The 21,129-nt window shown below is 51.4% G+C and carries 20 protein-coding genes and 1 other annotated feature; of the genes, 14 read left to right on the top strand and 6 right to left on the bottom strand.

The features are described from left to right. Nucleotides 1-98 precede the first annotated feature (98 nt). Nucleotides 99-911, top strand: a complete 813-nt coding sequence (gene yidA / locus QUE34_RS22710) for a sugar-phosphatase (protein WP_000985559.1) — start codon at nucleotides 99-101, stop codon at nucleotides 909-911. Nucleotides 912-954: 43 nt separating this feature from the next. Here the strand turns inward: yidA and QUE34_RS22705 are convergent, their stop codons facing one another. Continuing rightward, nucleotides 955-1,611, bottom strand: coding sequence for a YidX family protein (locus QUE34_RS22705; protein WP_286338891.1), 657 nt, complete (start codon nucleotides 1,609-1,611; stop codon nucleotides 955-957). 277 nt (nucleotides 1,612-1,888) lie between these two features. Between QUE34_RS22705 and dgoR the strand changes: the two genes are divergently transcribed. From dgoR to QUE34_RS22680, 5 genes are all read left to right on the top strand, one after another. Continuing rightward, nucleotides 1,889-2,578, top strand: coding sequence for a D-galactonate utilization transcriptional regulator DgoR (gene dgoR / locus QUE34_RS22700; RefSeq protein WP_000174305.1), 690 nt, complete (start codon nucleotides 1,889-1,891; stop codon nucleotides 2,576-2,578). Beyond that, nucleotides 2,575-3,453, top strand: coding sequence for a 2-dehydro-3-deoxygalactonokinase (gene dgoK, locus QUE34_RS22695; RefSeq protein ID WP_032304104.1), 879 nt, complete (start codon nucleotides 2,575-2,577; stop codon nucleotides 3,451-3,453). Before dgoR ends, dgoK begins: the two co-directional genes overlap by 4 nt. Then, nucleotides 3,437-4,054, top strand: coding sequence for a 2-dehydro-3-deoxy-6-phosphogalactonate aldolase (dgoA, locus tag QUE34_RS22690; RefSeq protein WP_032304102.1), 618 nt, complete (start codon nucleotides 3,437-3,439; stop codon nucleotides 4,052-4,054). Before dgoK ends, dgoA begins: the two co-directional genes overlap by 17 nt. After that, nucleotides 4,051-5,199: a galactonate dehydratase gene (gene dgoD / locus QUE34_RS22685; RefSeq protein ID WP_000705256.1), complete on the top strand. Its 1,149-nt coding sequence runs from the start codon at nucleotides 4,051-4,053 to the stop codon at nucleotides 5,197-5,199. The genes dgoA and dgoD overlap by 4 nt, the downstream gene beginning before the upstream one ends. A 74-nt stretch (nucleotides 5,200-5,273) precedes the next feature. After that, a complete protein-coding gene (locus tag QUE34_RS22680) occupies nucleotides 5,274-6,611 on the top strand; it encodes an MFS transporter (RefSeq protein WP_000253459.1) in 1,338 nt (445 codons plus the stop codon). Here QUE34_RS22680 and cbrA read toward each other — a convergent pair. Beyond that, a complete protein-coding gene (gene cbrA / locus QUE34_RS22675; RefSeq protein ID WP_032304129.1) occupies nucleotides 6,572-7,672 on the bottom strand; it encodes a colicin M resistance lipid reductase CbrA in 1,101 nt (366 codons plus the stop codon). The genes QUE34_RS22680 and cbrA overlap by 40 nt on opposite strands. A 100-nt stretch (nucleotides 7,673-7,772) precedes the next feature. Here cbrA and QUE34_RS22670 point away from each other — a divergent pair, with 100 nt between their 5' ends. Beyond that, on the top strand, nucleotides 7,773-8,987 hold the full coding sequence (locus QUE34_RS22670; protein WP_032304100.1) for a YidR family protein: 1,215 nt from the start codon (nucleotides 7,773-7,775) through the stop codon (nucleotides 8,985-8,987). Between the two features lies 1 nt (nucleotide 8,988). Here QUE34_RS22670 and QUE34_RS22665 read toward each other — a convergent pair whose 3' ends face one another. Continuing rightward, entirely contained in the window at nucleotides 8,989-9,321 is a 333-nt protein-coding gene (locus tag QUE34_RS22665) for a YceK/YidQ family lipoprotein (protein ID WP_000620888.1), read from the bottom strand. 239 nt (nucleotides 9,322-9,560) lie between these two features. Then, nucleotides 9,561-9,633, top strand: a sequence feature (ROSE (Repression Of Heat Shock gene Expression) occurs in the 5'-region of heat shock genes and acts as an RNA thermometer to modulate expression.). On the opposite strand from QUE34_RS22665, the gene ibpA reads away from it, so the two are divergent. The 3 genes from ibpA to QUE34_RS22650 all read left to right on the top strand — a co-directional run bounded on the left by ibpA (nucleotide 9,627) and on the right by QUE34_RS22650 (nucleotide 12,437). Beyond that, a complete protein-coding gene (ibpA, locus tag QUE34_RS22660) occupies nucleotides 9,627-10,040 on the top strand; it encodes a small heat shock chaperone IbpA (RefSeq protein WP_001243437.1) in 414 nt (137 codons plus the stop codon). Its footprint overlaps the feature before it by 7 nt. 111 nt (nucleotides 10,041-10,151) lie before the next feature. After that, nucleotides 10,152-10,580, top strand: coding sequence for a small heat shock chaperone IbpB (gene ibpB / locus QUE34_RS22655; protein ID WP_001243431.1), 429 nt, complete (start codon nucleotides 10,152-10,154; stop codon nucleotides 10,578-10,580). Nucleotides 10,581-10,775: 195 nt separating this feature from the next. Further along, the gene (locus QUE34_RS22650) at nucleotides 10,776-12,437 is read left to right on the top strand and encodes a putative transporter (RefSeq protein WP_001279752.1); all 1,662 of its coding nucleotides are present in this window, start codon (nucleotides 10,776-10,778) and stop codon (nucleotides 12,435-12,437) included. Here QUE34_RS22650 and QUE34_RS22645 read toward each other — a convergent pair. Beyond that, nucleotides 12,434-13,150, bottom strand: a complete 717-nt coding sequence (locus QUE34_RS22645; RefSeq protein ID WP_001309076.1) for a GntR family transcriptional regulator — start codon at nucleotides 13,148-13,150, stop codon at nucleotides 12,434-12,436. The genes QUE34_RS22650 and QUE34_RS22645 overlap by 4 nt on opposite strands. Nucleotides 13,151-13,445: 295 nt before the next feature. Here QUE34_RS22645 and QUE34_RS22640 point away from each other — a divergent pair, with 295 nt between their 5' ends. Both QUE34_RS22640 and QUE34_RS22635 read left to right on the top strand, forming a co-directional pair. Further along, a complete protein-coding gene (locus QUE34_RS22640; protein ID WP_103253850.1) occupies nucleotides 13,446-15,062 on the top strand; it encodes a PTS sugar transporter subunit IIB in 1,617 nt (538 codons plus the stop codon). After that, a complete protein-coding gene (locus tag QUE34_RS22635; RefSeq protein WP_032185514.1) occupies nucleotides 15,062-16,384 on the top strand; it encodes a 6-phospho-alpha-glucosidase in 1,323 nt (440 codons plus the stop codon). The genes QUE34_RS22640 and QUE34_RS22635 overlap by 1 nt, the downstream gene beginning before the upstream one ends. Here the strand turns inward: QUE34_RS22635 and QUE34_RS22630 are convergent. Then, a complete protein-coding gene (locus tag QUE34_RS22630; protein ID WP_001366762.1) occupies nucleotides 16,381-17,274 on the bottom strand; it encodes a helix-turn-helix transcriptional regulator in 894 nt (297 codons plus the stop codon). The genes QUE34_RS22635 and QUE34_RS22630 overlap by 4 nt on opposite strands. A 166-nt stretch (nucleotides 17,275-17,440) precedes the next feature. On the opposite strand from QUE34_RS22630, the gene QUE34_RS22625 reads away from it, so the two are divergent. Together QUE34_RS22625 and QUE34_RS22620 are read left to right on the top strand one after the other, a co-directional pair. Then, nucleotides 17,441-19,156 (top strand): solute:sodium symporter family transporter, encoded by a 1,716-nt coding sequence (locus QUE34_RS22625; RefSeq protein ID WP_032304097.1) that lies wholly within the window; start codon nucleotides 17,441-17,443, stop codon nucleotides 19,154-19,156. After that, nucleotides 19,153-20,646: a sulfatase-like hydrolase/transferase gene (locus QUE34_RS22620; protein WP_032304096.1), complete on the top strand. Its 1,494-nt coding sequence runs from the start codon at nucleotides 19,153-19,155 to the stop codon at nucleotides 20,644-20,646. Before QUE34_RS22625 ends, QUE34_RS22620 begins: the two co-directional genes overlap by 4 nt. A gap of 46 nt (nucleotides 20,647-20,692) precedes the next feature. On the opposite strand, the gene yidI is transcribed toward QUE34_RS22620, so the two are convergent. After that, the gene (gene yidI, locus QUE34_RS22615; protein WP_286338890.1) at nucleotides 20,693-21,103 is read right to left on the bottom strand and encodes an inner membrane protein YidI; all 411 of its coding nucleotides are present in this window, start codon (nucleotides 21,101-21,103) and stop codon (nucleotides 20,693-20,695) included. Nucleotides 21,104-21,129 lie beyond the last annotated feature (26 nt).

Below are 21,129 nucleotides of genomic sequence, written 5' to 3'. Positions count from 1 at the left end.
CAACGCGCGTTGCATCCCCCTTTTCCCTCGGGTGTTGTACTGATTTTTGAGCGGAATCGCGTTAGCATGGGTCAGGAACCAATCTACCTGGGGAACTCATGGCTATCAAACTCATTGCTATCGATATGGATGGCACCCTTCTGCTGCCCGATCACACCATTTCACCCGCTGTTAAAAACGCGATTGCCGCAGCTCGCGCCCGTGGCGTGAATGTCGTGCTAACGACGGGTCGCCCTTATGCAGGTGTTCACAACTACCTGAAAGAGCTGCATATGGAACAGCCGGGCGATTACTGCATTACTTATAACGGCGCGCTGGTACAGAAGGCCGCCGATGGTAGCACCGTGGCGCAAACCGCTCTGAGCTATGAAGACTACCGTTTCCTGGAAAAACTCTCTCGCGAAGTCGGTTCTCATTTCCACGCCCTGGACCGCACCACGCTGTACACCGCCAACCGTGATATCAGCTACTACACGGTGCATGAATCTTTCGTTGCCACTATTCCGCTGGTGTTCTGCGAAGCGGAGAAAATGGACCCCAATACCCAGTTCCTGAAAGTGATGATGATTGATGAACCCGCCATCCTCGACCAGGCTATCGCGCGTATTCCGCAGGAAGTGAAAGAGAAATATACCGTGCTGAAAAGTGCGCCGTACTTCCTCGAAATCCTCGATAAACGCGTTAACAAAGGTACGGGTGTGAAATCACTGGCCGATGTGCTGGGCATTAAGCCGGAAGAAATCATGGCGATTGGCGATCAGGAAAACGACATCGCAATGATTGAATATGCAGGTGTTGGTGTGGCAATGGATAACGCTATTCCTTCGGTGAAAGAAGTGGCGAACTTTGTCACCAAATCCAACCTGGAAGATGGCGTGGCGTTTGCTATTGAGAAGTATGTGCTGAATTAATCAGTGGGAGGGCAAACTGCATAAATGCGTTTGCCCGCAGCGATTAACAATTTCTGGTCGTGCATAAAATCAGGAACTGGAGTGGTGACGTTACTATATCCAGCGTAAGAGTGACTGGTAGCAGTGCATTAGCGAGGCCGCGCGGAACGCCATCAGTTGCTTTGTACTTATAAAATCCCACCGTAAAGGGTTGATGGAAAACCATCACGTTTGAGTAATCCGCTTTTTTATTTTTCTGGTGGATAGAGCCTTTCAGGCCGTCAAGTGCCCAGGTACAACGCTGGGTATTACAAATAAAACCATATTGTGTCGCCAGTGCTTTATCTTCCTCATTATCCCAGTCGTAATAGAGCGTTATTGAACCAGAAAAATTAGTATCACTGCTGCTTAAAATAAATTTCGCGTTATCGGAAACGGTGATTCTTTCGCCATGAATTGCCGGATCGTTCAGCATTTTAACCACCTCGCCGCCGCCCGTGGTCAACAGATAGTCCAACGATTCACCAACAAAAACATAGCCTTTCGTACCGTTACTATCCTCTGCCAGCGATAACCCCTTAATCGAGTCTGACCGCCATTGCTCGGCATGTGGAGGACTTGCGGTATTGAAAAGCAGTCCTGCGGTTAGACATCCGGTCAACGCAAATGCCAAATAACACAAACCGGCAGCCTTAAAAAATCCCTTAAAATTCAACTTCATGACTAATCCTTTAAACGAGTAGCTAAGCCGTTGAAAGCATACTCTTCTTTCCCTCCTGTTTAGCGCCTGATATCCCTTTTCAGATTTCTGCCCGACGCATGTCATTTTTTTATGCATTGTTCTTTTTGTGATCTAAATTGTAGTACAACAATATTAGTTTGTACTACATTACACGCACGGCAAACGCGAACGTCATCACGCTGGTACTACAAAATTGCCGCGTTATGCATCGATCGGGGTAAAGTAGAGAAGTACATACAGAGCACAAGGACTCTCCATGACTCTCAATAAAACCGATCGCATCGTCATTACGCTGGGTAAACAGATCGTTCACGGCAAATACGTGCCAGGCTCGCCGCTTCCGGCCGAAGCGGAACTTTGTGAGGAGTTTGCAACCTCGCGCAACATCATCCGTGAGGTGTTTCGTTCGCTGATGGCGAAGCGGCTGATTGAAATGAAACGTTATCGCGGGGCGTTTGTGGCACCGCGTAATCAGTGGAATTACCTCGATACTGACGTGCTGCAATGGGTGCTGGAAAACGACTACGACCCACGGCTTATCAGTGCAATGAGCGAAGTGCGAAATCTGGTGGAACCGGCGATTGCCCGTTGGGCGGCAGAGCGCGCGACTTCCAGCGATCTGGCGCAGATTGAATCAGCGCTGAACGAGATGATCGCCAACAATCAGGACCGCGAAGCGTTTAACGAAGCGGATATTCGCTATCACGAGGCGGTACTGCAATCAGTGCATAACCCGGTGTTACAGCAACTTAGCATTGCGATTAGTTCATTACAGCGGGCGGTTTTTGAACGAACCTGGATGGGCGATGAGGCCAACATGCCGCAAACGCTCCAGGAACATAAGGCGCTGTTTGATGCGATACGGCATCAGGACGGCGATGCGGCAGAGCAGGCGGCGCTTACCATGATCGCCAGCTCGACACGAAGGTTAAAGGAAATCACATGACAGCTCGCTACATCGCAATTGACTGGGGATCGACCAATCTGCGCGCCTGGCTTTATCAGGGCGACCACTGCCTGGACAGCAGGCAATCAGAAGCAGGCGTTACGCGTCTGAACGGAAAATCTCCGGCTGCGGTGTTAGCAGAAGTGACGACCGACTGGCGTGAAGAGAATACGCCAGTGGTGATGGCAGGAATGGTCGGCAGCAATGTCGGCTGGAAAGTTGCGCCGTATTTATCTGTTCCTGCCCGTTTTTCATCTATTGGCGAACAATTAACGTCTGTTGGCGACAATATCTGGATTATTCCCGGATTATGCGTTTCTCATGATGATAACCACAATGTGATGCGCGGCGAAGAAACACAATTGATCGGCGCGCGTACTTTGGCTCCTTCCTCTCTTTATGTCATGCCCGGTACGCATTGCAAATGGGTGCAGGCCGATAGCCAGCAAATCAACGATTTTCGCACCGTAATGACCGGTGAGTTACATCATTTACTGTTAAATCACTCATTGATTGGCGCAGGTTTACCGCGGCAGGAAAACTCTGCCGATGCCTTCGCGGCTGGCCTTGAGCGCGGCCTTAATGCGCCCGCAATATTGCCGCAGCTTTTTGAAGTTCGTGCCTCGCATGTGCTAGGAACACTTCCCCGTGTACAGGTCAGCGAATTTCTCTCTGGTTTGTTGATTGGCGCAGAGGTCGCCAGTATGCGCGACTACGTGGCCCATCAACACGCCATCACCCTTGTCGCCGGAACATCGCTGACTGCACGCTACCAGCAAGCCTTTCAGGCGATGGGTTGCGAGGTGACGGCGGTGGCGGGCGACACGGCATTTCAGGCTGGTATAAGGAGCATCGCTCATGCAGTGGCAAACTAAACTCCCGCTGATCGCCATTTTGCGCGGCATTACGCCCGACGAGGCGCTGGCGCATGTTGGCGCGGTGATTGACGCTGGGTTCGACGCGGTAGAAATCCCGCTGAACTCTCCACTATGGGAACAAAGCATTCCCGCCATCGTTGATGCGTATGGCGATAAAGCGTTGATTGGCGCAGGTACGGTACTGAAACCTGAACAGGTCGATGCGCTCGCCAGGATGGGCTGTCAGCTCATCGTTACGCCCAATATCCATAGTGAAGTGATCCGCCGCGCGGTGGGCTATGGCATGACCGTTTGCCCCGGCTGCGCGACGGCGACTGAAGCCTTTACCGCGATCGACGCGGGCGCTCAGGCGCTGAAAATATTCCCGTCATCGGCTTTTGGGCCGCAATACATCAAAGCGTTAAAAGCGGTATTACCGCAGGACATCCCGGTCTTTGCCGTAGGCGGTGTGACGCCAGAAAACCTGGCGCAGTGGATAGACGCAGGTTGTGCAGGGGCGGGCTTAGGCAGCGATCTCTATCGCGCCGGGCAGTCCGTAGAACGCACCGCGCAGCAGGCAGCAGCATTTGTTAAGGCGTATCGAGAGGCAGTGCAATGAAAATCACCAACATTACTACGTATCGTTTACCTCCCCGCTGGATGTTCCTGAAAATTGAAACTGATGAAGGCGTGGTCGGTTGGGGCGAGCCCGTGATCGAAGGCCGCGCCCGCACGGTGGAAGCGGCAGTTCACGAGCTGGGTGACTATTTGATTGGTCAGGATCCATCGCGCATCAATGACTTATGGCAAGTGATGTATCGCGCCGGATTTTATCGTGGCGGTCCGATTCTGATGAGCGCCATCGCCGGGATCGACCAGGCGTTATGGGATATCAAAGGTAAAGTGCTGAATGCGCCGGTCTGGCAATTGATGGGTGGCCTGGTTCGCGACAAAATTAAAGCCTACAGTTGGGTCGGTGGCGATCGTCCGGCGGATGTTATCGACGGCATTAAAACGCTACGCGAAATCGGCTTCGATACCTTCAAACTGAACGGTTGTGAAGAGCTGGGATTGATTGATAACTCCCGCGCGGTAGATGCGGCGGTCAACACCGTGGCACAAATTCGTGAAGCTTTTGGCAATCAGATTGAGTTTGGTCTTGATTTCCACGGTCGCGTCAGCGCGCCGATGGCGAAAGTGCTGATTAAAGAACTGGAACCGTATCGCCCTCTGTTTATTGAAGAGCCGGTGCTGGCGGAACAAGCCGAATACTACCCGAAACTGGCGGCACAAACGCATATTCCACTGGCGGCGGGTGAGCGCATGTTCTCACGCTTCGATTTTAAACGCGTGCTGGAAGCTGGCGGTATTTCGATTCTGCAACCGGATCTCTCCCACGCAGGCGGTATTACCGAATGCTACAAAATTGCCGGAATGGCGGAAGCCTATGACGTGACCCTTGCGCCGCACTGTCCGCTCGGCCCGATTGCACTGGCGGCTTGCCTGCATATCGACTTTGTTTCCTATAACGCGGTACTTCAGGAACAAAGTATGGGCATTCATTACAACAAAGGCGCGGAGTTACTCGACTTTGTGAAAAATAAAGAAGACTTCAGCATGGTCGGCGGCTTCTTTAAACCGTTAATGAAACCGGGCTTAGGCGTGGAAATCGACGAAGCCAAAGTCATTGAGTTCAGTAAAAATGCCCCGGACTGGCGTAATCCGCTCTGGCGTCATGAAGATAACAGCGTAGCAGAGTGGTAATTCCTGCCACGTAAGCCCCTCATCGGGCACTAAAACAGCAATACAAAAATATAACCCTCTGTACATTACAGGGCATGGTGAGCGGCTTCGCTATGCCCAAAATCTGGAGAAAGCTCGCTATGGATATTCCCGTTAATGCAGCAAAACCGGGGCGTCGGCGTTATCTGACGCTGGTGATGATCTTTATTACGGTGGTCATTTGTTATGTTGACCGCGCTAACCTGGCCGTGGCTTCCGCCCATATTCAGGAAGAGTTCGGCATTACCAAAGCGGAAATGGGCTATGTATTTTCGGCCTTCGCCTGGCTATATACCTTATGCCAGATCCCCGGCGGTTGGTTTTTAGATCGCGTAGGTTCTCGCGTGACTTATTTTATTGCGATATTTGGCTGGTCAGTGGCGACGTTATTCCAGGGCTTTGCCACGGGCTTAATGTCATTAATTGGTCTGCGCGCGATAACCGGTATTTTCGAAGCGCCCGCGTTCCCGACCAATAACCGGATGGTGACCAGCTGGTTCCCGGAACATGAACGCGCTTCCGCCGTGGGTTTTTATACGTCTGGTCAGTTTGTCGGTCTGGCGTTTCTGACTCCGCTGCTGATCTGGATTCAGGAAATGTTGAGCTGGCACTGGGTGTTCATTGTCACCGGCGGTATCGGCATTATCTGGTCGCTGATTTGGTTTAAGGTTTATCAGCCGCCGCGCCTGACCAAAGGCATTAGCAAAGCTGAACTGGATTACATTCGTGACGGCGGCGGTCTGGTGGATGGCGATGCGCCAGTGAAAAAAGAGTCGCGTCAGCCGCTAACAGCCAAAGACTGGAAACTGGTGTTCCATCGTAAACTGATCGGCGTCTATCTTGGGCAATTTGCGGTGGCTTCTACACTGTGGTTCTTCTTAACCTGGTTCCCGAACTATTTAACCCAGGAAAAAGGAATCACAGCGCTGAAAGCGGGCTTTATGACCACGGTGCCATTCCTTGCGGCGTTTGTTGGCGTCCTGCTCTCAGGCTGGGTCGCGGATCTGCTGGTACGTAAGGGCTTTTCACTGGGCTTTGCGCGTAAAACGCCGATTATCTGCGGTTTGCTGATCTCCACCTGCATTATGGGCGCTAACTACACCAACGATCCGATGATGATTATGTGCCTGATGGCGCTGGCATTCTTCGGCAACGGTTTTGCTTCGATTACCTGGTCGTTAGTCTCTTCTCTGGCACCGATGCGGCTGATTGGTTTAACCGGCGGCGTGTTTAACTTCGCCGGTGGTCTGGGCGGCATCACCGTTCCGCTGGTGGTGGGGTACCTGGCGCAGGGTTACGGTTTCGCGCCTGCACTGGTTTATATCTCCGCCGTCGCGTTGATTGGCGCGCTCTCTTACATCCTGCTGGTGGGCGATGTGAAGCGCGTTGGATAATCTTTAAACTGTGGAATATGCGCCACACCACTGCGCATAATCCATTTTCTTAAAGCCGGTGCGGTCAGGCATCGGCTTTTTACTATTTTGCCGAAGAGTTTTAAACGCAGTTTGCGGGTGGCGCGCCAGTAAGCGGCGTTGCTCTTCTCCGGCTGCTTCAGTAACACCGAACGCAGAATCTCTGCACTATCCAGCGCATAGCTAATCCCCTCCAGCGAGCTGGCGCTGATAAATCCCGCCGCTTCACCAATCAGAAAGGCATTGTCCTTACCGCAGACAAAATCCTGCCAGCGTGAGGGAAACAGCACCGTGCATTTTTCGCTTTTTACCGCCTTACCAAACTGGAACTGAAAGGCGCTCATTTTCTCTTTTAGCGCCGTGAAGCGCGCCTGGCCGTCTTTCATTGGATAGGCACCGCCAAAGATAAAATAACCGTCTTTGCTGATACTCCATGAATAACAGTCAGTTATCGCATTATCAAAGATGCAGGAGTAGAACGGCACCGGATGTTTCTCTGCGAACCACTGCTGGATAGCGACATATTTACGAATTTGATGGTTCGGGTAGAGATGTCGCCGCACCATCGAGTTGGCACCATCGGAACCGACCAGATAGCGGGCGGTAATGTGTTGCTCCCAGCCGTCTGCGCGAAAAATGACATGCCATTTATCATCCTCGCGCCAGATTTTCCGGCACAGGCTGTCGTGGTAAACCTCAACGCTGGTGGGAATGAGCGATTTCATCCATAAGTCGAAAGCATGGCGATTAATATTGATATAGCTTCGCTGGTAGTTACGTGTAAGCGATGCGGCTACGTCGACGGTTTTGACGCTGAAAATCTGCGGATTGGCGATCACATCGACAGGCAGCGTCAGTCCATCGCGAATAAAAGATCGCTGCGCGTCCGGTGCCAGCAGACCGCCACAAGGCTTGCTGAAACCTTCAGTACCATGCTGGTGCTTTTTATCCAGCGCGATCACCTGCATTTTGCTGGCTAACTTTCGCGCCAACGCCGAACCTGCCGGGCCGAGGCCAATAATCGCCACGTCGAAATGTTCCATCTTTTCACTCACATTCATCACGATGGCAAAAGACTATTGTCTGAAAGTGAAGTCCTTGTGAAGTATGATGGCGGGAACCGTTTTGTATCAGGACCGCGCCATGAAACAGATAACCTTTGCTCCCCGTAATCACCTGCTCACCAATACCAATACCTGGACGCCCGACAGCCAGTGGCTGGTATTTGACGTGCGTCCTTCTGGGGCGTCGTTTACCGGTGAGACCATTGAGCGCGTGAATATCCATACCGGCGAGGTCGAGGTTATCTACCGTGCGTCACAGGGCGCACACGTCGGCGTGGTGACCGTTCATCCGAAGTCAGAGAAATATGTCTTTATTCACGGCCCTGAAAATCCTGATGAAACATGGCATTACGACTTCCATCATCGACGCGGCGTGATTGCTGAAAGCGGCAAGGTGAGCAATCTCGATGCAATGGATATTACCGCGCCGTATACGCCAGGAGCGCTGCGTGGCGGCAGCCATGTACATGTCTTTAGCCCGAACGGTGAAATGGTGAGCTTTACCTATAACGACCATGTAATGCATGAACGCGATCCGGCGCTGGATTTGCGCAACGTCGGTGTTGCGGTACCGTTTGGCCCGGTCAACGTACAAAAGCAGCATCCGCGTGAATACAGCGGCAGCCACTGGTGCGTGTTGGTGAGTAACACCACGCCCACGCCGCAGCCTGGCAGTGATGAAATCAATCGTGCTTATGAAGAAGGATGGGTAGGAAACCACGCGCTGGCGTTTATTGGCGACACATTTTCGCCAAAGGGCGAGAAAGTGCCGGAGCTGTTTATCGTTGAGTTACCGCAAGATGAAGCTGGCTGGAAAGCGGCAGGTGATGTGCCGTTAAGTGGAACGGAAACAACCCTGCCTGCGCCACCGCGTGGCGTCGTGCAGCGACGTTTAACCTTTACCCATCAGCGGGCTTATCCGGGGTTAGTCAACGTTCCGCGCCACTGGGTGCGCTGTAATCCGCAGGGTACGCAAATCGCGTTTTTAATGCGTGATGATAACGGCATTGTGCAATTGTGGCTTATCTCACCACAGGGCGGCGAGCCGCGCCAGTTAACCCATAACAAAACGGATATTCAGTCTGCATTTAACTGGCATCCGTCAGGAGAATGGTTGGGCTTTGTGCTGGATAATCGGATTGCTTGCGCCCATGCGCAAAGCGGCGAGGTTGAGTATTTAACCGAAAACCACGCCAATCCACCTTCTGCGGACGCCGTGGTCTTCTCGCCGGATGGTCGATGGCTGGCGTGGATGGAAGGCGGCCAGCTGTGGATCACCGAAACTGATCGCTAAATCAGTTATCAGGCATTCTGGCGGGTGGAATAACCGCATTGGTGGCTTGCGCGTTGGCTTCGCTTTTTTCAACGCGTGAGCGCACCGAGCTGTCTTTGCGGAATACATCCCACGGCAGTAAAAGCGTATCCATCACAGCGGTAAACGGCATATCGAGAATCGCTAGCGACTTAGTGCCCCAGTTGGTTTCATCGTCGCCAATCATGGTGGCGCTGGCGCGGGTGCCGGGATATGTTCCTTCTTTCCCCCCGGTATGGGACATCACGCTGGAGCATCCTCCGAGTAATGTCATTCCGCTGCATATCATGAACGCTAACAACACATTTCTTATCATAATAAATTCATCTGTTGATCGTGGGTGTTGGCCTGATGAGTTATAGCGATCCCTTGCTGAAAATAACATCATCATTACGTCGCACTGTGGCGGCTATCGCACTTTAACGTTTCGTGCTGCCCCCTCAGTCTATGCAATAGACCATAAACTGCAAAAAAAAGTCCGCTGATAAGGCTTGAAAAGTTCATTTCCAGACCCATTTTTACATCGTAGCCGATGAGGACGCGCCTGATGGGTGTTCTGGCTACCTGACCTGTCCATTGTGGAAGGTCTTACATTCTCGCTGATTTCAGGAGCTATTGATTATGCGTAACTTTGATTTATCCCCGCTTTACCGTTCTGCTATTGGATTTGACCGTTTGTTTAACCACTTAGAAAACAACCAGAGCCAGAGTAATGGCGGCTACCCTCCGTATAACGTTGAACTGGTAGACGAAAACCATTACCGCATTGCTATCGCTGTGGCTGGTTTTGCTGAGAGCGAACTGGAGATTACCGCCCAGGATAATCTGTTGGTGGTGAAAGGTGCTCATGCCGACGAACAAAAAGAGCGCACCTATCTGTACCAGGGCATCGCTGAACGCAACTTTGAACGCAAATTCCAGTTAGCTGAGAACATTCATGTTCGTGGTGCTAACCTGGTAAATGGTTTGCTGTATATCGATCTCGAACGTGTGATTCCGGAAGCGAAAAAACCGCGCCGTATCGAAATCAACTAATTCCCTAAGGCCGCCTGGCGCGGCCTGATATCTCCATGCTCGCCGTCAGGGAGCATATGCGAATCTTCGGATTTGCAGGTACTTACTCGCTTCTTAGAAGGAGAAATGACTATGCGTAACTTCGATTTATCCCCACTGATGCGTCAATGGATCGGTTTTGACAAACTGGCCAACGCACTGCAAAACGCCGGTGAAAGCCAAAGCTTCCCACCGTACAACATTGAAAAAAGCGACGATAACCACTACCGCATTACCCTCGCGCTGGCAGGTTTTCGTCAGGAAGATTTAGAGATTCAACTGGAAGGTACGCGCCTGAGCGTAAAAGGCACGCCGGAGCAGCCAAAAGAAGAGAAGAAATGGCTGCATCAAGGGCTTATGAATCAGCCGTTTAGCCTGAGTTTTACGCTGGCTGAAAATATGGAAGTCTCTGGCGCAACCTTCGTAAACGGTTTACTGCATATTGATTTAATTCGTAATGAGCCTGAACCCATCGCAGCGCAGCGTATCGCTATCAGCGAACGTCCCGCGTTAAATAGCTAACTAGCTATTCTCTTTGCCCCACCATTCTGGTGGGGCTTTTTTTGTCTTTCTTCTTCAACAATGCGTTAATTTTCGCCTGTTTAAGATATTTCGGCACGTTCTTTCCCGTGATAATGTGCGCTATAAGGCAAATCTGCTTCACCGATTCAGCCATAATCCGTAGCAATTAAAATGTTATCTCAAGAGAAATGGATGATGAGTGATATAGCATTAACGGTCAGTATTCTGGCTTTGGTGGCAGTCGTCGGTTTGTTTATCGGCAACGTCAAATTTCGCGGCATAGGATTAGGTATTGGCGGCGTGCTGTTTGGTGGGATCATCGTCGGCCATTTTGTTTCTCAGGCGGGGATGACATTAAGTAGCGATATGCTGCATGTTATTCAGGAATTTGGCCTGATCCTGTTCGTTTATACCATCGGTATTCAGGTGGGGCCGGGCTTCTTTGCTTCATTGCGCGTCTCCGGATTACGCCTCAACTTGTTTGCTGTTCTGATTGTCATCATCGGTGGTCTGGTTACCGCCATCCTGCATAAGCTGTTTGATATTCCACTGCCGGTCGTGCTGGGGATTTTCTCCGGTGCGGTAACCAATACGCCAGCGCTGGGGGCGGGGCAGCAGATCTTGCGCGACCTGGGTACACCAATGGAAATGGTCGATCAGATGGGGATGAGCTACGCGATGGCGTATCCATTTGGCATTTGCGGGATCTTGTTCACCATGTGGATGTTGCGGGTTATTTTCCGCGTCAATGTCGAGACAGAAGCCCAGCAGCACGAGTCTTCACGCACCAATGGCGGCGCGCTGATCAAGACTATCAATATTCGCGTTGAGAACCCTAACCTGCATGATTTAGCCATTAAAGATGTACCGATTCTCAACGGGGACAAAATTATCTGTTCGCGTCTGAAACGAGAAGAAACCCTAAAAGTACCTTCGCCTGATACCATTATCCAACTGGGCGATTTGCTGCATCTGGTGGGGCAGCCAGCGGATTTACATAATGCGCAACTGGTGATTGGTCAGGAGGTCGATACCTCGCTGTCCACGAAAGGCACTGATTTACGCGTCGAGCGTGTGGTGGTCACCAATGAAAACGTGCTTGGTAAGCGTATTCGCGATCTGCACTTTAAAGAACGCTATGACGTTGTTATTTCGCGTCTGAACCGTGCTGGGGTCGAACTGGTCGCCAGTGGTGATATCAGCCTGCAGTTCGGCGATATCCTCAACCTGGTGGGGCGTCCGTCCGCAATTGATGCCGTTGCCAATGTGCTGGGGAATGCGCAGCAGAAACTGCAACAGGTTCAGATGCTGCCGGTGTTTATTGGTATCGGGCTTGGCGTATTGTTAGGTTCTATTCCCGTCTTTGTGCCGGGATTCCCGGCGGCGTTGAAACTGGGACTGGCGGGCGGTCCGCTGATTATGGCGTTGATCCTCGGGCGTATCGGCAGTATCGGTAAGCTGTACTGGTTTATGCCGCCAAGCGCCAACCTCGCGCTGCGGGAGCTGGGGATCGTACTGTTCCTCTCGGTAGTGGGGCTGAAATCTGGTGGGGATTTTGTAAATACCCTGGTCAATGGCGAAGGGCTAAGCTGGATTGGATATGGTGCCCTGATCACCGCCGTTCCGCTGATTACTGTTGGTATTCTGGCGCGGATGTTAGCCAAAATGAATTACCTGACCATGTGCGGAATGCTGGCTGGCTCCATGACCGATCCTCCGGCGCTGGCGTTTGCTAATAATCTTCATCCAACGAGCGGTGCGGCGGCGCTCTCTTACGCCACTGTTTATCCGTTAGTGATGTTCCTGCGCATTATCACCCCCCAATTACTGGCGGTGCTCTTCTGGAGTATCGGTTAACTCTTTTCCGGGTGGAGTCGCCGTAAATGGTACTCCACCTGGTATTCGTTGGCATTTCTGAACATTACTGAATAATTCAAAAACTCCCCGCTCTCGCTATATGACAACGAGGTGATCCGCAGCAGTGGTGTGTGTTCCGCTACCTTCATTTGCCGCGCCAGTAGTCTATCGGCGAGCACCGGCGTCAGGCTTTCATAATTACCGCCAATCAGAATCCCGCACTCTTGTTCAATATATTCAAACTTCGACCCTTCCAGATGTTGCAGCGATAGGTTGCGGAACAGTTTTACCGGCATATAGCTGTCTTCCAGCATCAGCGGTTTCCCTTCCACAAAACGAACGCGACGGGAGAAGTAGATCTGCTCGTTGATTTGAATCCGTAACTGGCTGGCAATGGCCGGAGGCGCAGGCATGATTTCAAATATTAGCACCTGGCTGGTGACCGTTTTTCCCTGGCGTTTTAACACCTCCACCAGCCCGGTCAGGCTGGCAGTTTGATGCAGTACATCTTTGCGCACCAGATAAGTACCGCTGCCGTGGCGGCGGACCACCAACCCCCACGCCACCAGCAGGTCAATGGCTTTACGGATGGTCATCCGTGATACCGCAAATTCTTCCGCCAGCTTTTTTTCACCGGGAAGAAGACTGTTTAGCGTGAAATCCGCGGAGTTAAGTCGAATTCTTAACCGCTCCGCAATGCTTTTGTAGATCATCTCTAGATCTCTTTTTTGCCTGCAAGCCCGGGTAAAGCGCCCACAAATTTCGATTAATCCGTTGAAAAAGCATCTTTTTTTTAGTGATGTGTTCGATGCTGTGTACCCGTGTTCACAGATGTCTACTTTTTCGCGAAAACGTAGATCTCTACCGCTCAACGAAAAGCATGAAAGCGATCACGAATCCCACTGGGTCGTCATGTTCTGCCGATAGCATCTTCCTATCCTCGCTCCAGGCCTGCCGCATAACCAATCAGGCTTCCTACTTACAGAATTGAGAAAAGAGGATGTGGAAATGCTCAGTCAAATTCAACGCTTTGGCGGCGCGATGTTCACGCCAGTGCTGCTGTTTCCCTTCGCCGGGATTGTGGTGGGTCTTGCCATTTTGCTGCAAAACCCGATGTTTGTCGGGGAATCACTGACCGATCCGAACAGTTTATTCGCGCAAATCGTACACATCATTGAAGAGGGCGGTTGGACGGTATTCCGTAATATGCCGCTGATTTTTGCTGTCGGTTTACCCATTGGCCTTGCTAAGCAAGCGCAGGGGCGTGCTTGTCTGGCGGTGATGGTGAGTTTCCTGACCTGGAACTATTTCATCAACGCGATGGGAATGACCTGGGGAAGCTACTTCGGCGTCGATTTCTCTCAGGACGCAGTGGCAGGTAGCGGGCTGACCATGATGGCCGGAATTAAAACCCTCGATACCAGCATTATCGGCGCGATTATCATTTCTGGCATTGTGACGGCGCTGCATAACCGTCTGTTCGATAAAAAACTGCCAGTGTTTCTCGGCATTTTTCAGGGGACATCTTATGTGGTGATTATCGCCTTCCTGGTGATGATCCCATGCGCGTGGCTGACATTGCTCGGCTGGCCAAAAGTACAAATGGGGATTGAATCTCTGCAAGCGTTCCTGCGTTCGGCGGGTGCGCTTGGGGTCTGGGTTTACACCTTCCTCGAACGCATTCTGATCCCAACCGGTTTACACCACTTCATCTACGGACCGTTTATCTTTGGTCCGGCAGCTGTTGAAGGCGGCATTCAGATGTACTGGGCGCAGCATCTGCAAGAGTTCAGTTTGAGCGCCGAGCCGCTGAAATCGTTGTTCCCGGAAGGCGGTTTTGCCCTGCACGGTAACTCAAAAATCTTTGGTGCCGTGGGCATTTCTTTAGCGATGTACTTCACTGCTGCACCGGAAAATCGGGTAAAAGTGGCGGGCTTGCTGATCCCCGCAACCTTAACCGCCATGCTGGTGGGAATTACCGAACCGCTGGAATTTACCTTCCTGTTCATTTCACCGTTGCTGTTTGCGGTACACGCCGTGCTGGCGGCCTCAATGTCGACCGTAATGTATCTCTTTGGTGTGGTGGGCAACATGGGCGGTGGTCTGATAGACCAAGTTTTACCGCAAAACTGGATCCCGATGTTCAGCAACCACGCGGATATGATGCTGACCCAAATCGCCATTGGGTTGTGCTTTACCCTGCTGTACTTCGTGGTTTTCCGCACCCTGATTCTGCAATTCAACATGTGCACGCCGGGACGTGAAGATGCGGAGGTGAAGCTCTACTCAAAAGCCGAATACAAAGCCTCGCGAGGCCAAACTACCGCTGCAGAGCCCAAAAAAGAGCTGGAGCAGGCTACCGGCATCCTGCAAGCCCTGGGCGGGGTGGGCAATATCTCCAGCATCAACAATTGCGCGACGCGTCTACGTATTGCACTGCATGACATGTCACAAACGCTGGATGACGAAGTCTTTAAAAAGCTGGGAGCGCATGGCGTCTTCCGTAGTGGTGATGCCATTCAGGTGATCATTGGTTTGCATGTTTCCCAGCTGCGTGAACAGCTCGATAGCTTAATTAATTCTCATCAATCAGCAGAAAAAGTTGCCATTACGGAGGCAGTATAATGACCAAATTCTCAGTGGTTGTCGCAGGCGGTGGAAGCACCTTTACGCCAGGCATCGTGTTGATGTTATTGGCGAATCAGGATCGTTTCCCGCTTCGCGCACTGAAATTTTATGATAACGATGGCGCACGGCAGGAAGTGATTGCCGAAGCCTGTAAAGTTATTCTTAAAGAGAAAGCGCCGGACATTGAGTTTAGCTACACCACCGATCCTGAAGTGGCGTTCAGCGACGTTGATTTTGTCATGGCGCACATTCGTGTCGGCAAATATCCGATGCGCGAACTGGATGAAAAAATACCGCTGCGCCACGGCGTTGTCGGTCAGGAAACTTGCGGACCCGGCGGAATAGCGTACGGCATGCGATCTATCGGTGGCGTCCTGGAACTGGTGGATTATATGGAAAAATATTCACCAAATGCCTGGATGCTCAACTACTCCAACCCGGCAGCAATTGTGGCAGAAGCCACACGTCGTCTGCGCCCGAACGCGAAAATCCTCAACATCTGTGACATGCCAATCGGTATTGAAAGTCGGATGGCGCAAATTGTTGGGCTGCAAGATCGCAAACAGATGCGCGTGCGCTACTACGGTCTGAACCACTTTGGCTGGTGGACATCAATTGAAGATTTGCAAGGCAACGACCTGATGCCCCAGCTGCGGCAATATGTCTCTAAGCACGGTTATGTTCCACCGCAGCAAGATACACATACTGAAGCGAGCTGGAACGACACCTATGCAAAAGCGCGGGATGTCCAGGCACTGGATCCGGATACATTGCCGAACACCTATCTGAAATATTATCTCTTCCCGGATTATGTCGTTCAGCATTCCAACCCTGAACATACCCGCGCGAATGAGGTGATGGAACATCGCGAGAAACAGGTTTTCGATGCTTGCCGCGCCATTACGGCGGCAGGAAATTCAGCGGCGGGCAAGCTGGAAATTGACGAACATGCGTCATACATCGTCGATCTGGCGGCGGCAATTGCCTTCAACACTCAGGAGCGGATGTTGCTGATTGTGCCTAACAACGGGGCAATTCATAACTTTGATGATGAAGCGATGGTCGAGATCCCGTGTCTGGTCGGGCACAACGGACCAGAACCACTGGTGGTCGGCGATATCCCGCAGTTTCAGAAAGGGTTAATGAGTCAGCAAGTGGCGGTGGAAAAACTGGTCGTGGACGCCTGGGAACAGCGTTCATATCAGCACCTGTGGCAGGCGATTACCCTGTCGAAAACGGTACCGAGCGCCTCGGTCGCCAAAGCTATTCTGGATGAGTTGCTGGAGGCCAACAAAGCGTACTGGCCAGAGTTACGTTAATTGTGTGGACTGGCATCCGTTGGGTGCTGGTCCGTATTCTTCAGCACGGCTGACGGCGCATAACCAAATTTATGTTTAAAGGCTTTGCTGAAATGAAAGGAGTCGAAGAAGTTGAGCGTATCAGCGACTTCGCCAACCGAGTTCCCTTGTTGCTTTAATAGCGATAGCGCCAGATCCAGACGTGCATCGAGGTAATATTCTTTGGGCGTCTTGCCGGTATAGCGTAAAAACAGACGACGCAACCAGGCTTCGCTACAGGGGATCGTGGCAGCCATATCAGCTACGCTCCAGCGTTGTTGCAGACTGGCATGTAAAGTGGCAATTAGTTTTTCAATTTGCCGCCGTTGTGGATCTTTTTTACCGTCTGAGTACATAAGACAAATCCACTGATAAATAATTTTCGTCAGAAAAGCGACTGCCAGATTATTTTTTATTGCTTCTGGTGAAGTAATTAATTCAGCAACTTCGGTGAGTTCCTGATTATAAACTTCGCCATTATAAATAACGCTTTGCTGACCGACGGGAATATCCATCATACTGGTGGGGGTAAATTCCATCCAGTACTGTTCCCAGACTAAACCTTCACAGTGATAAGAGTGAATATCCATTGGCTTTAAAAATATAATACAGTTGCCATGCAGTGTTATTTGTTCACCATTCTTTAAAATAATTTTCCCACATCCTTGTACGGTATACACCGCAACCCATGAGTTGGCGATAAGCGGTTTCTTCTTGTCCCGCGGCCAGATCACCCGATAATGCTCGTCGGCGTAGGTATGCCAGAGCGAGATCAGAGAAATTCCGCTGGAGATCACATTTTCGTTAATCAATAAGGGAATATTGTACGGAGTTTCGTTTTTTACATCCGAACTTTGCAATTTTCCATTCATTTTAATATCCCTCCGGCGAATTATGCTCACAACCTGAACTTAACAGAAAACAATCCGTTCAGGGATACGACGTTTGTATTTTAAGAATCTGACTGCCTGACCCGACGCATTTTACCTCTCCCTATATTCATGCGTCCGGGACATAAACATAAATAAGGGCTATGAGATGAATTCGTTACAAATCTTGAGTTTTGTCGGTTTTACGCTGCTGGTGGCGGTCATCACCTGGTGGAAGGTCCGCAAAACAGATACCGGATCGCAACAAGGCTATTTTCTTGCCGGACGTTCACTAAAAGCGCCGGTTATTGCCGCTTCGTTAATGTTAACCAACCTTTCCACGGAACAACTGGTTGGACTTTCCGGGCAGGCCTACAAAAGCGGCATGTCGGTGATGGGCTGGGAAGTCACTTCTGCGGTGACGCTGATCTTCCTCGCGCTAATCTTTTTACCGCGCTATCTGAAGCGTGGCATTGCCACCATCCCCGATTTCCTGGAGGAACGTTATGATAAAACGACGCGTATTATCATCGACTTCTGCTTCCTCATTGCCACCGGTGTCTGCTTTCTGCCGATTGTTCTCTACTCCGGCGCGTTGGCGCTCAACAGCCTGTTTCACGTCGGGGAATCGTTACAAATTTCCCACGGCGCAGCGATCTGGCTACTGGTTATTTTGCTTGGCCTGGCGGGAATTTTGTATGCGGTGATCGGCGGACTGCGCGCAATGGCAGTGGCGGACTCCATTAACGGTATTGGGCTGGTTATTGGCGGGTTGATGGTGCCGATATTTGGCCTGATCGCGATGGGCAAGGGCAGCTTTATGCAGGGCATTGAGCAACTCACCACCGTTCACGCCGAGAAATTAAACTCAGTCGGTGGCCCGACCGATCCCTTGCCGATTGGCGCGGCATTTACCGGTTTGATTCTGGTGAACACCTTTTACTGGTGTACAAATCAGGGCATCGTGCAACGCACGCTGGCGTCAAAAAGCCTGGCGGAAGGGCAAAAGGGGGCGCTGTTAACGGCGGTGCTGAAAATGCTCGACCCGCTGGTACTGGTGCTGCCAGGGTTGATTGCGTTTCATCTGTATCAGGATTTACCTAAAGCCGACATGGCCTACCCGACGCTGGTCAATAACGTTCTGCCAGTGCCACTGGTGGGTTTCTTCGGCGCGGTGTTATTTGGTGCGGTGATCAGTACCTTCAACGGCTTTCTGAATAGCGCCAGTACGTTGTTCAGTATGGGTATTTACCGGCGCATCATTAACCAGAATGCCGAGCCGCAACAGCTGGTCACCGTTGGGCGCAAATTTGGTTTCTTTATCGCCATCGTTTCGGTGCTGGTCGCGCCGTGGATCGCCAACGCGCCGCAGGGGCTGTATAGCTGGATGAAACAGCTCAACGGTATTTACAACGTGCCGCTGGTTACCATCATCATTATGGGCTTTTTCTTCCCGCGCATTCCGGCGCTGGCGGCAAAAGTGGCGATGGGGATTGGCATAATCAGCTACATCACCATCAACTATCTGGTGAAGTTCGACTTCCATTTCCTCTATGTGCTGGCCTGTACGTTCTGTATCAACGTGGTAGTGATGCTGGTGATCGGTTTTATCAAACCGCGCGCCACGCCGTTCACCTTCAAAGATGCGTTTGCGGTGGACATGAAACCGTGGAAAAACGTCAAGATCGCGTCAATTGGTATCCTGTTCGCGATGATTGGCGTCTATGCCGGGCTGGCTGAATTCGGCGGCTACGGTACGCGCTGGTTAGCGATGATCAGTTATTTCATCGCTGCCGTAGTGATTGTCTACCTGATTTTGGACAGCTGGCGGCATCGTCACGACCCAGCCGTAACCTTTACTCCCGACGCGAAGGATAGCCTATGAAACGCCCCAATTTTCTGTTCATCATGACCGATACCCAGGCCACCAATATGGTCGGTTGCTATAGCGGTAAGCCGCTGAATACGAAAAATATTGATAGTCTGGCGGCGGAAAGTATTCGCTTTAATTCCGCCTATACCTGTTCACCGGTTTGTACACCAGCGCGCGCCGGGCTGTTTACCGGTATCTACGCTAACCAGTCCGGCCCGTGGACCAATAACGTCGCGCCGGGCAAAAACATCTCCACTATGGGACGCTACTTTAAGGATGCGGGCTATCACACCTGTTACATTGGCAAATGGCATCTCGACGGTCATGACTATTTCGGCACTGGCGAGTGTCCGCCGGAGTGGGACGCTGATTACTGGTTCGATGGGGCGAACTACCTTAGCGAACTGACGGAAAAAGAGATCAGCCTGTGGCGCAATGGCCTAAACAGTGTTGAGGATTTACAGGCGAACCAGATCGACGAAACCTTCACCTGGGCGCACCGCATCAGCAATCGGGCGGTAGATTTTCTGCAACAGCCCGCGCGCGCCGAGGAACCCTTCCTGATGGTGGTTTCGTATGATGAGCCGCATCACCCGTTCACTTGTCCGGTTGAGTATTTAGAGAAATACGCTGATTTTTACTACGAACTTGGCGAGAAATCACAGGATGACCTGGCGAACAAACCGGAACATCACCGCTTATGGGCGCAGGCAATGCCATCGCCAGTCGGTGATGACGGGCTTTATCACCATCCGCTCTATTTTGCCTGCAATGACTTTGTTGATGACCAAATTGGACGGGTCATCAACGCATTAACGCCAGAGCAGCGTGAAAGTACGTGGGTCATTTATACCTCCGATCACGGCGAAATGATGGGCGCACATAAGCTGATCAGTAAAGGAGCCGCGATGTATGACGACATCACCCGTATTCCGCTGATCATCCGTTCGCCGCAAGGGGAGCGGCGGCAGGTCGATACACCTGTCAGTCATATCGATTTACTGCCGACAATGATGGCGCTGGCAGATATTGAAAAACCAGACATTCTGCCAGGGGAAAATATCCTTACTGTGAAAGAGCCGCGTGGCGTGATGGTGGAATTTAACCGTTATGAGATTGAGCATGACAGTTTTGGCGGTTTTATTCCGGTGCGTTGCTGGGTGACGGATGATTTTAAACTGGTGCTAAACCTCTTCACCAGTGATGAACTTTACGATCGCCGTAACGACCCAAATGAAATGCATAACCTGATCGATGATATCCGTTTTGCCGACGTTCGCAGCAAAATGCATGACGCCTTGCTGGATTACATGGACAAAATTCGCGATCCGTTCCGCAGTTACCAATGGAGTCTGCGTCCGTGGCGTAAAGATGCGCAACCGCGCTGGATGGGGGCGTTCCGTCCACGCCCACAGGATGGCTATTCGCCGGTAGTACGCGATTATGACACCGGCCTGCCAACACAAGGGGTGAAGGTGGAAGAGAAAAAACAGAAGTTTTGACGATAATGCCCGCTGATGATCACCCGGCGGGCATTATTCAGGCTGCTTAAACCAGCGAACCGCCGGTCAGGAAGGAAAAGATAAGGAATATCAGCAAAATGCTGCACACGATGCCGATACCAAAAAGCAAGGTATGGAAAGCCAGCGTCCCGCCGCCAAAAACCAGAGCGCCGCGAATGCCCCAGCGATTTTCCTTACGCATACCGCCAATAAATGCGCAAAGTAGCGCGGCAATGGCCAGTGCGATTCCACCTTGATCGAGGATTTTATCGACATCTACATCCTCTTTTTTCTCCACGGTGGTAATTTTTTCGCCTTTTATTCCGGCGAGAAGACCTCTTTTAATTTCAGCCGTTTTGTCCGCCACGATGCTTTCAAGCGTTGGCGGTGGTGCGGAAAAAGGGCCGAATGAAAAGTGGATAATCCCCATTATTAAAGCGATGGCACCGAACAGCATGCCCAATGAACTTTAAAGTTGTTGCT

This window comes from Escherichia sp. KS167_9B (assembly GCF_030295215.1).
Classification (GTDB): Bacteria; Pseudomonadota; Gammaproteobacteria; order Enterobacterales; family Enterobacteriaceae; genus Escherichia; species Escherichia coli_F.
The sequence above is the reverse complement of the archived record's forward strand: the minus strand, read 5'-3'. Positions and strand labels throughout refer to the sequence as shown.

What these genes read in the sequence shown, in the direction of transcription:
- yidA (WP_000985559.1), top strand. Translation starts at nt 99, where the DNA reads ATGGCTATCAAACTCATTGCTATCGATATGGATGGCACCCTTCTGCTG.
- QUE34_RS22705 (WP_286338891.1), bottom strand. Translation starts at nt 1,611, where the DNA reads ATGAAGTTGAATTTTAAGGGATTTTTTAAGGCTGCCGGTTTGTGTTAT.
- dgoR (WP_000174305.1), top strand. Translation starts at nt 1,889, where the DNA reads ATGACTCTCAATAAAACCGATCGCATCGTCATTACGCTGGGTAAACAG.
- dgoK (WP_032304104.1), top strand. Translation starts at nt 2,575, where the DNA reads ATGACAGCTCGCTACATCGCAATTGACTGGGGATCGACCAATCTGCGC.
- dgoA (WP_032304102.1), top strand. Translation starts at nt 3,437, where the DNA reads ATGCAGTGGCAAACTAAACTCCCGCTGATCGCCATTTTGCGCGGCATT.
- dgoD (WP_000705256.1), top strand. Translation starts at nt 4,051, where the DNA reads ATGAAAATCACCAACATTACTACGTATCGTTTACCTCCCCGCTGGATG.
- QUE34_RS22680 (WP_000253459.1), top strand. Translation starts at nt 5,274, where the DNA reads ATGGTGAGCGGCTTCGCTATGCCCAAAATCTGGAGAAAGCTCGCTATG.
- cbrA (WP_032304129.1), bottom strand. Translation starts at nt 7,672, where the DNA reads ATGGAACATTTCGACGTGGCGATTATTGGCCTCGGCCCGGCAGGTTCG.
- QUE34_RS22670 (WP_032304100.1), top strand. Translation starts at nt 7,773, where the DNA reads ATGAAACAGATAACCTTTGCTCCCCGTAATCACCTGCTCACCAATACC.
- QUE34_RS22665 (WP_000620888.1), bottom strand. Translation starts at nt 9,321, where the DNA reads ATGATAAGAAATGTGTTGTTAGCGTTCATGATATGCAGCGGAATGACA.
- ibpA (WP_001243437.1), top strand. Translation starts at nt 9,627, where the DNA reads ATGCGTAACTTTGATTTATCCCCGCTTTACCGTTCTGCTATTGGATTT.
- ibpB (WP_001243431.1), top strand. Translation starts at nt 10,152, where the DNA reads ATGCGTAACTTCGATTTATCCCCACTGATGCGTCAATGGATCGGTTTT.
- QUE34_RS22650 (WP_001279752.1), top strand. Translation starts at nt 10,776, where the DNA reads ATGAGTGATATAGCATTAACGGTCAGTATTCTGGCTTTGGTGGCAGTC.
- QUE34_RS22645 (WP_001309076.1), bottom strand. Translation starts at nt 13,150, where the DNA reads ATGATCTACAAAAGCATTGCGGAGCGGTTAAGAATTCGACTTAACTCC.
- QUE34_RS22640 (WP_103253850.1), top strand. Translation starts at nt 13,446, where the DNA reads ATGCTCAGTCAAATTCAACGCTTTGGCGGCGCGATGTTCACGCCAGTG.
- QUE34_RS22635 (WP_032185514.1), top strand. Translation starts at nt 15,062, where the DNA reads ATGACCAAATTCTCAGTGGTTGTCGCAGGCGGTGGAAGCACCTTTACG.
- QUE34_RS22630 (WP_001366762.1), bottom strand. Translation starts at nt 17,274, where the DNA reads ATGAATGGAAAATTGCAAAGTTCGGATGTAAAAAACGAAACTCCGTAC.
- QUE34_RS22625 (WP_032304097.1), top strand. Translation starts at nt 17,441, where the DNA reads ATGAATTCGTTACAAATCTTGAGTTTTGTCGGTTTTACGCTGCTGGTG.
- QUE34_RS22620 (WP_032304096.1), top strand. Translation starts at nt 19,153, where the DNA reads ATGAAACGCCCCAATTTTCTGTTCATCATGACCGATACCCAGGCCACC.
- yidI (WP_286338890.1), bottom strand. Translation starts at nt 21,103, where the DNA reads ATGCTGTTCGGTGCCATCGCTTTAATAATGGGGATTATCCACTTTTCA.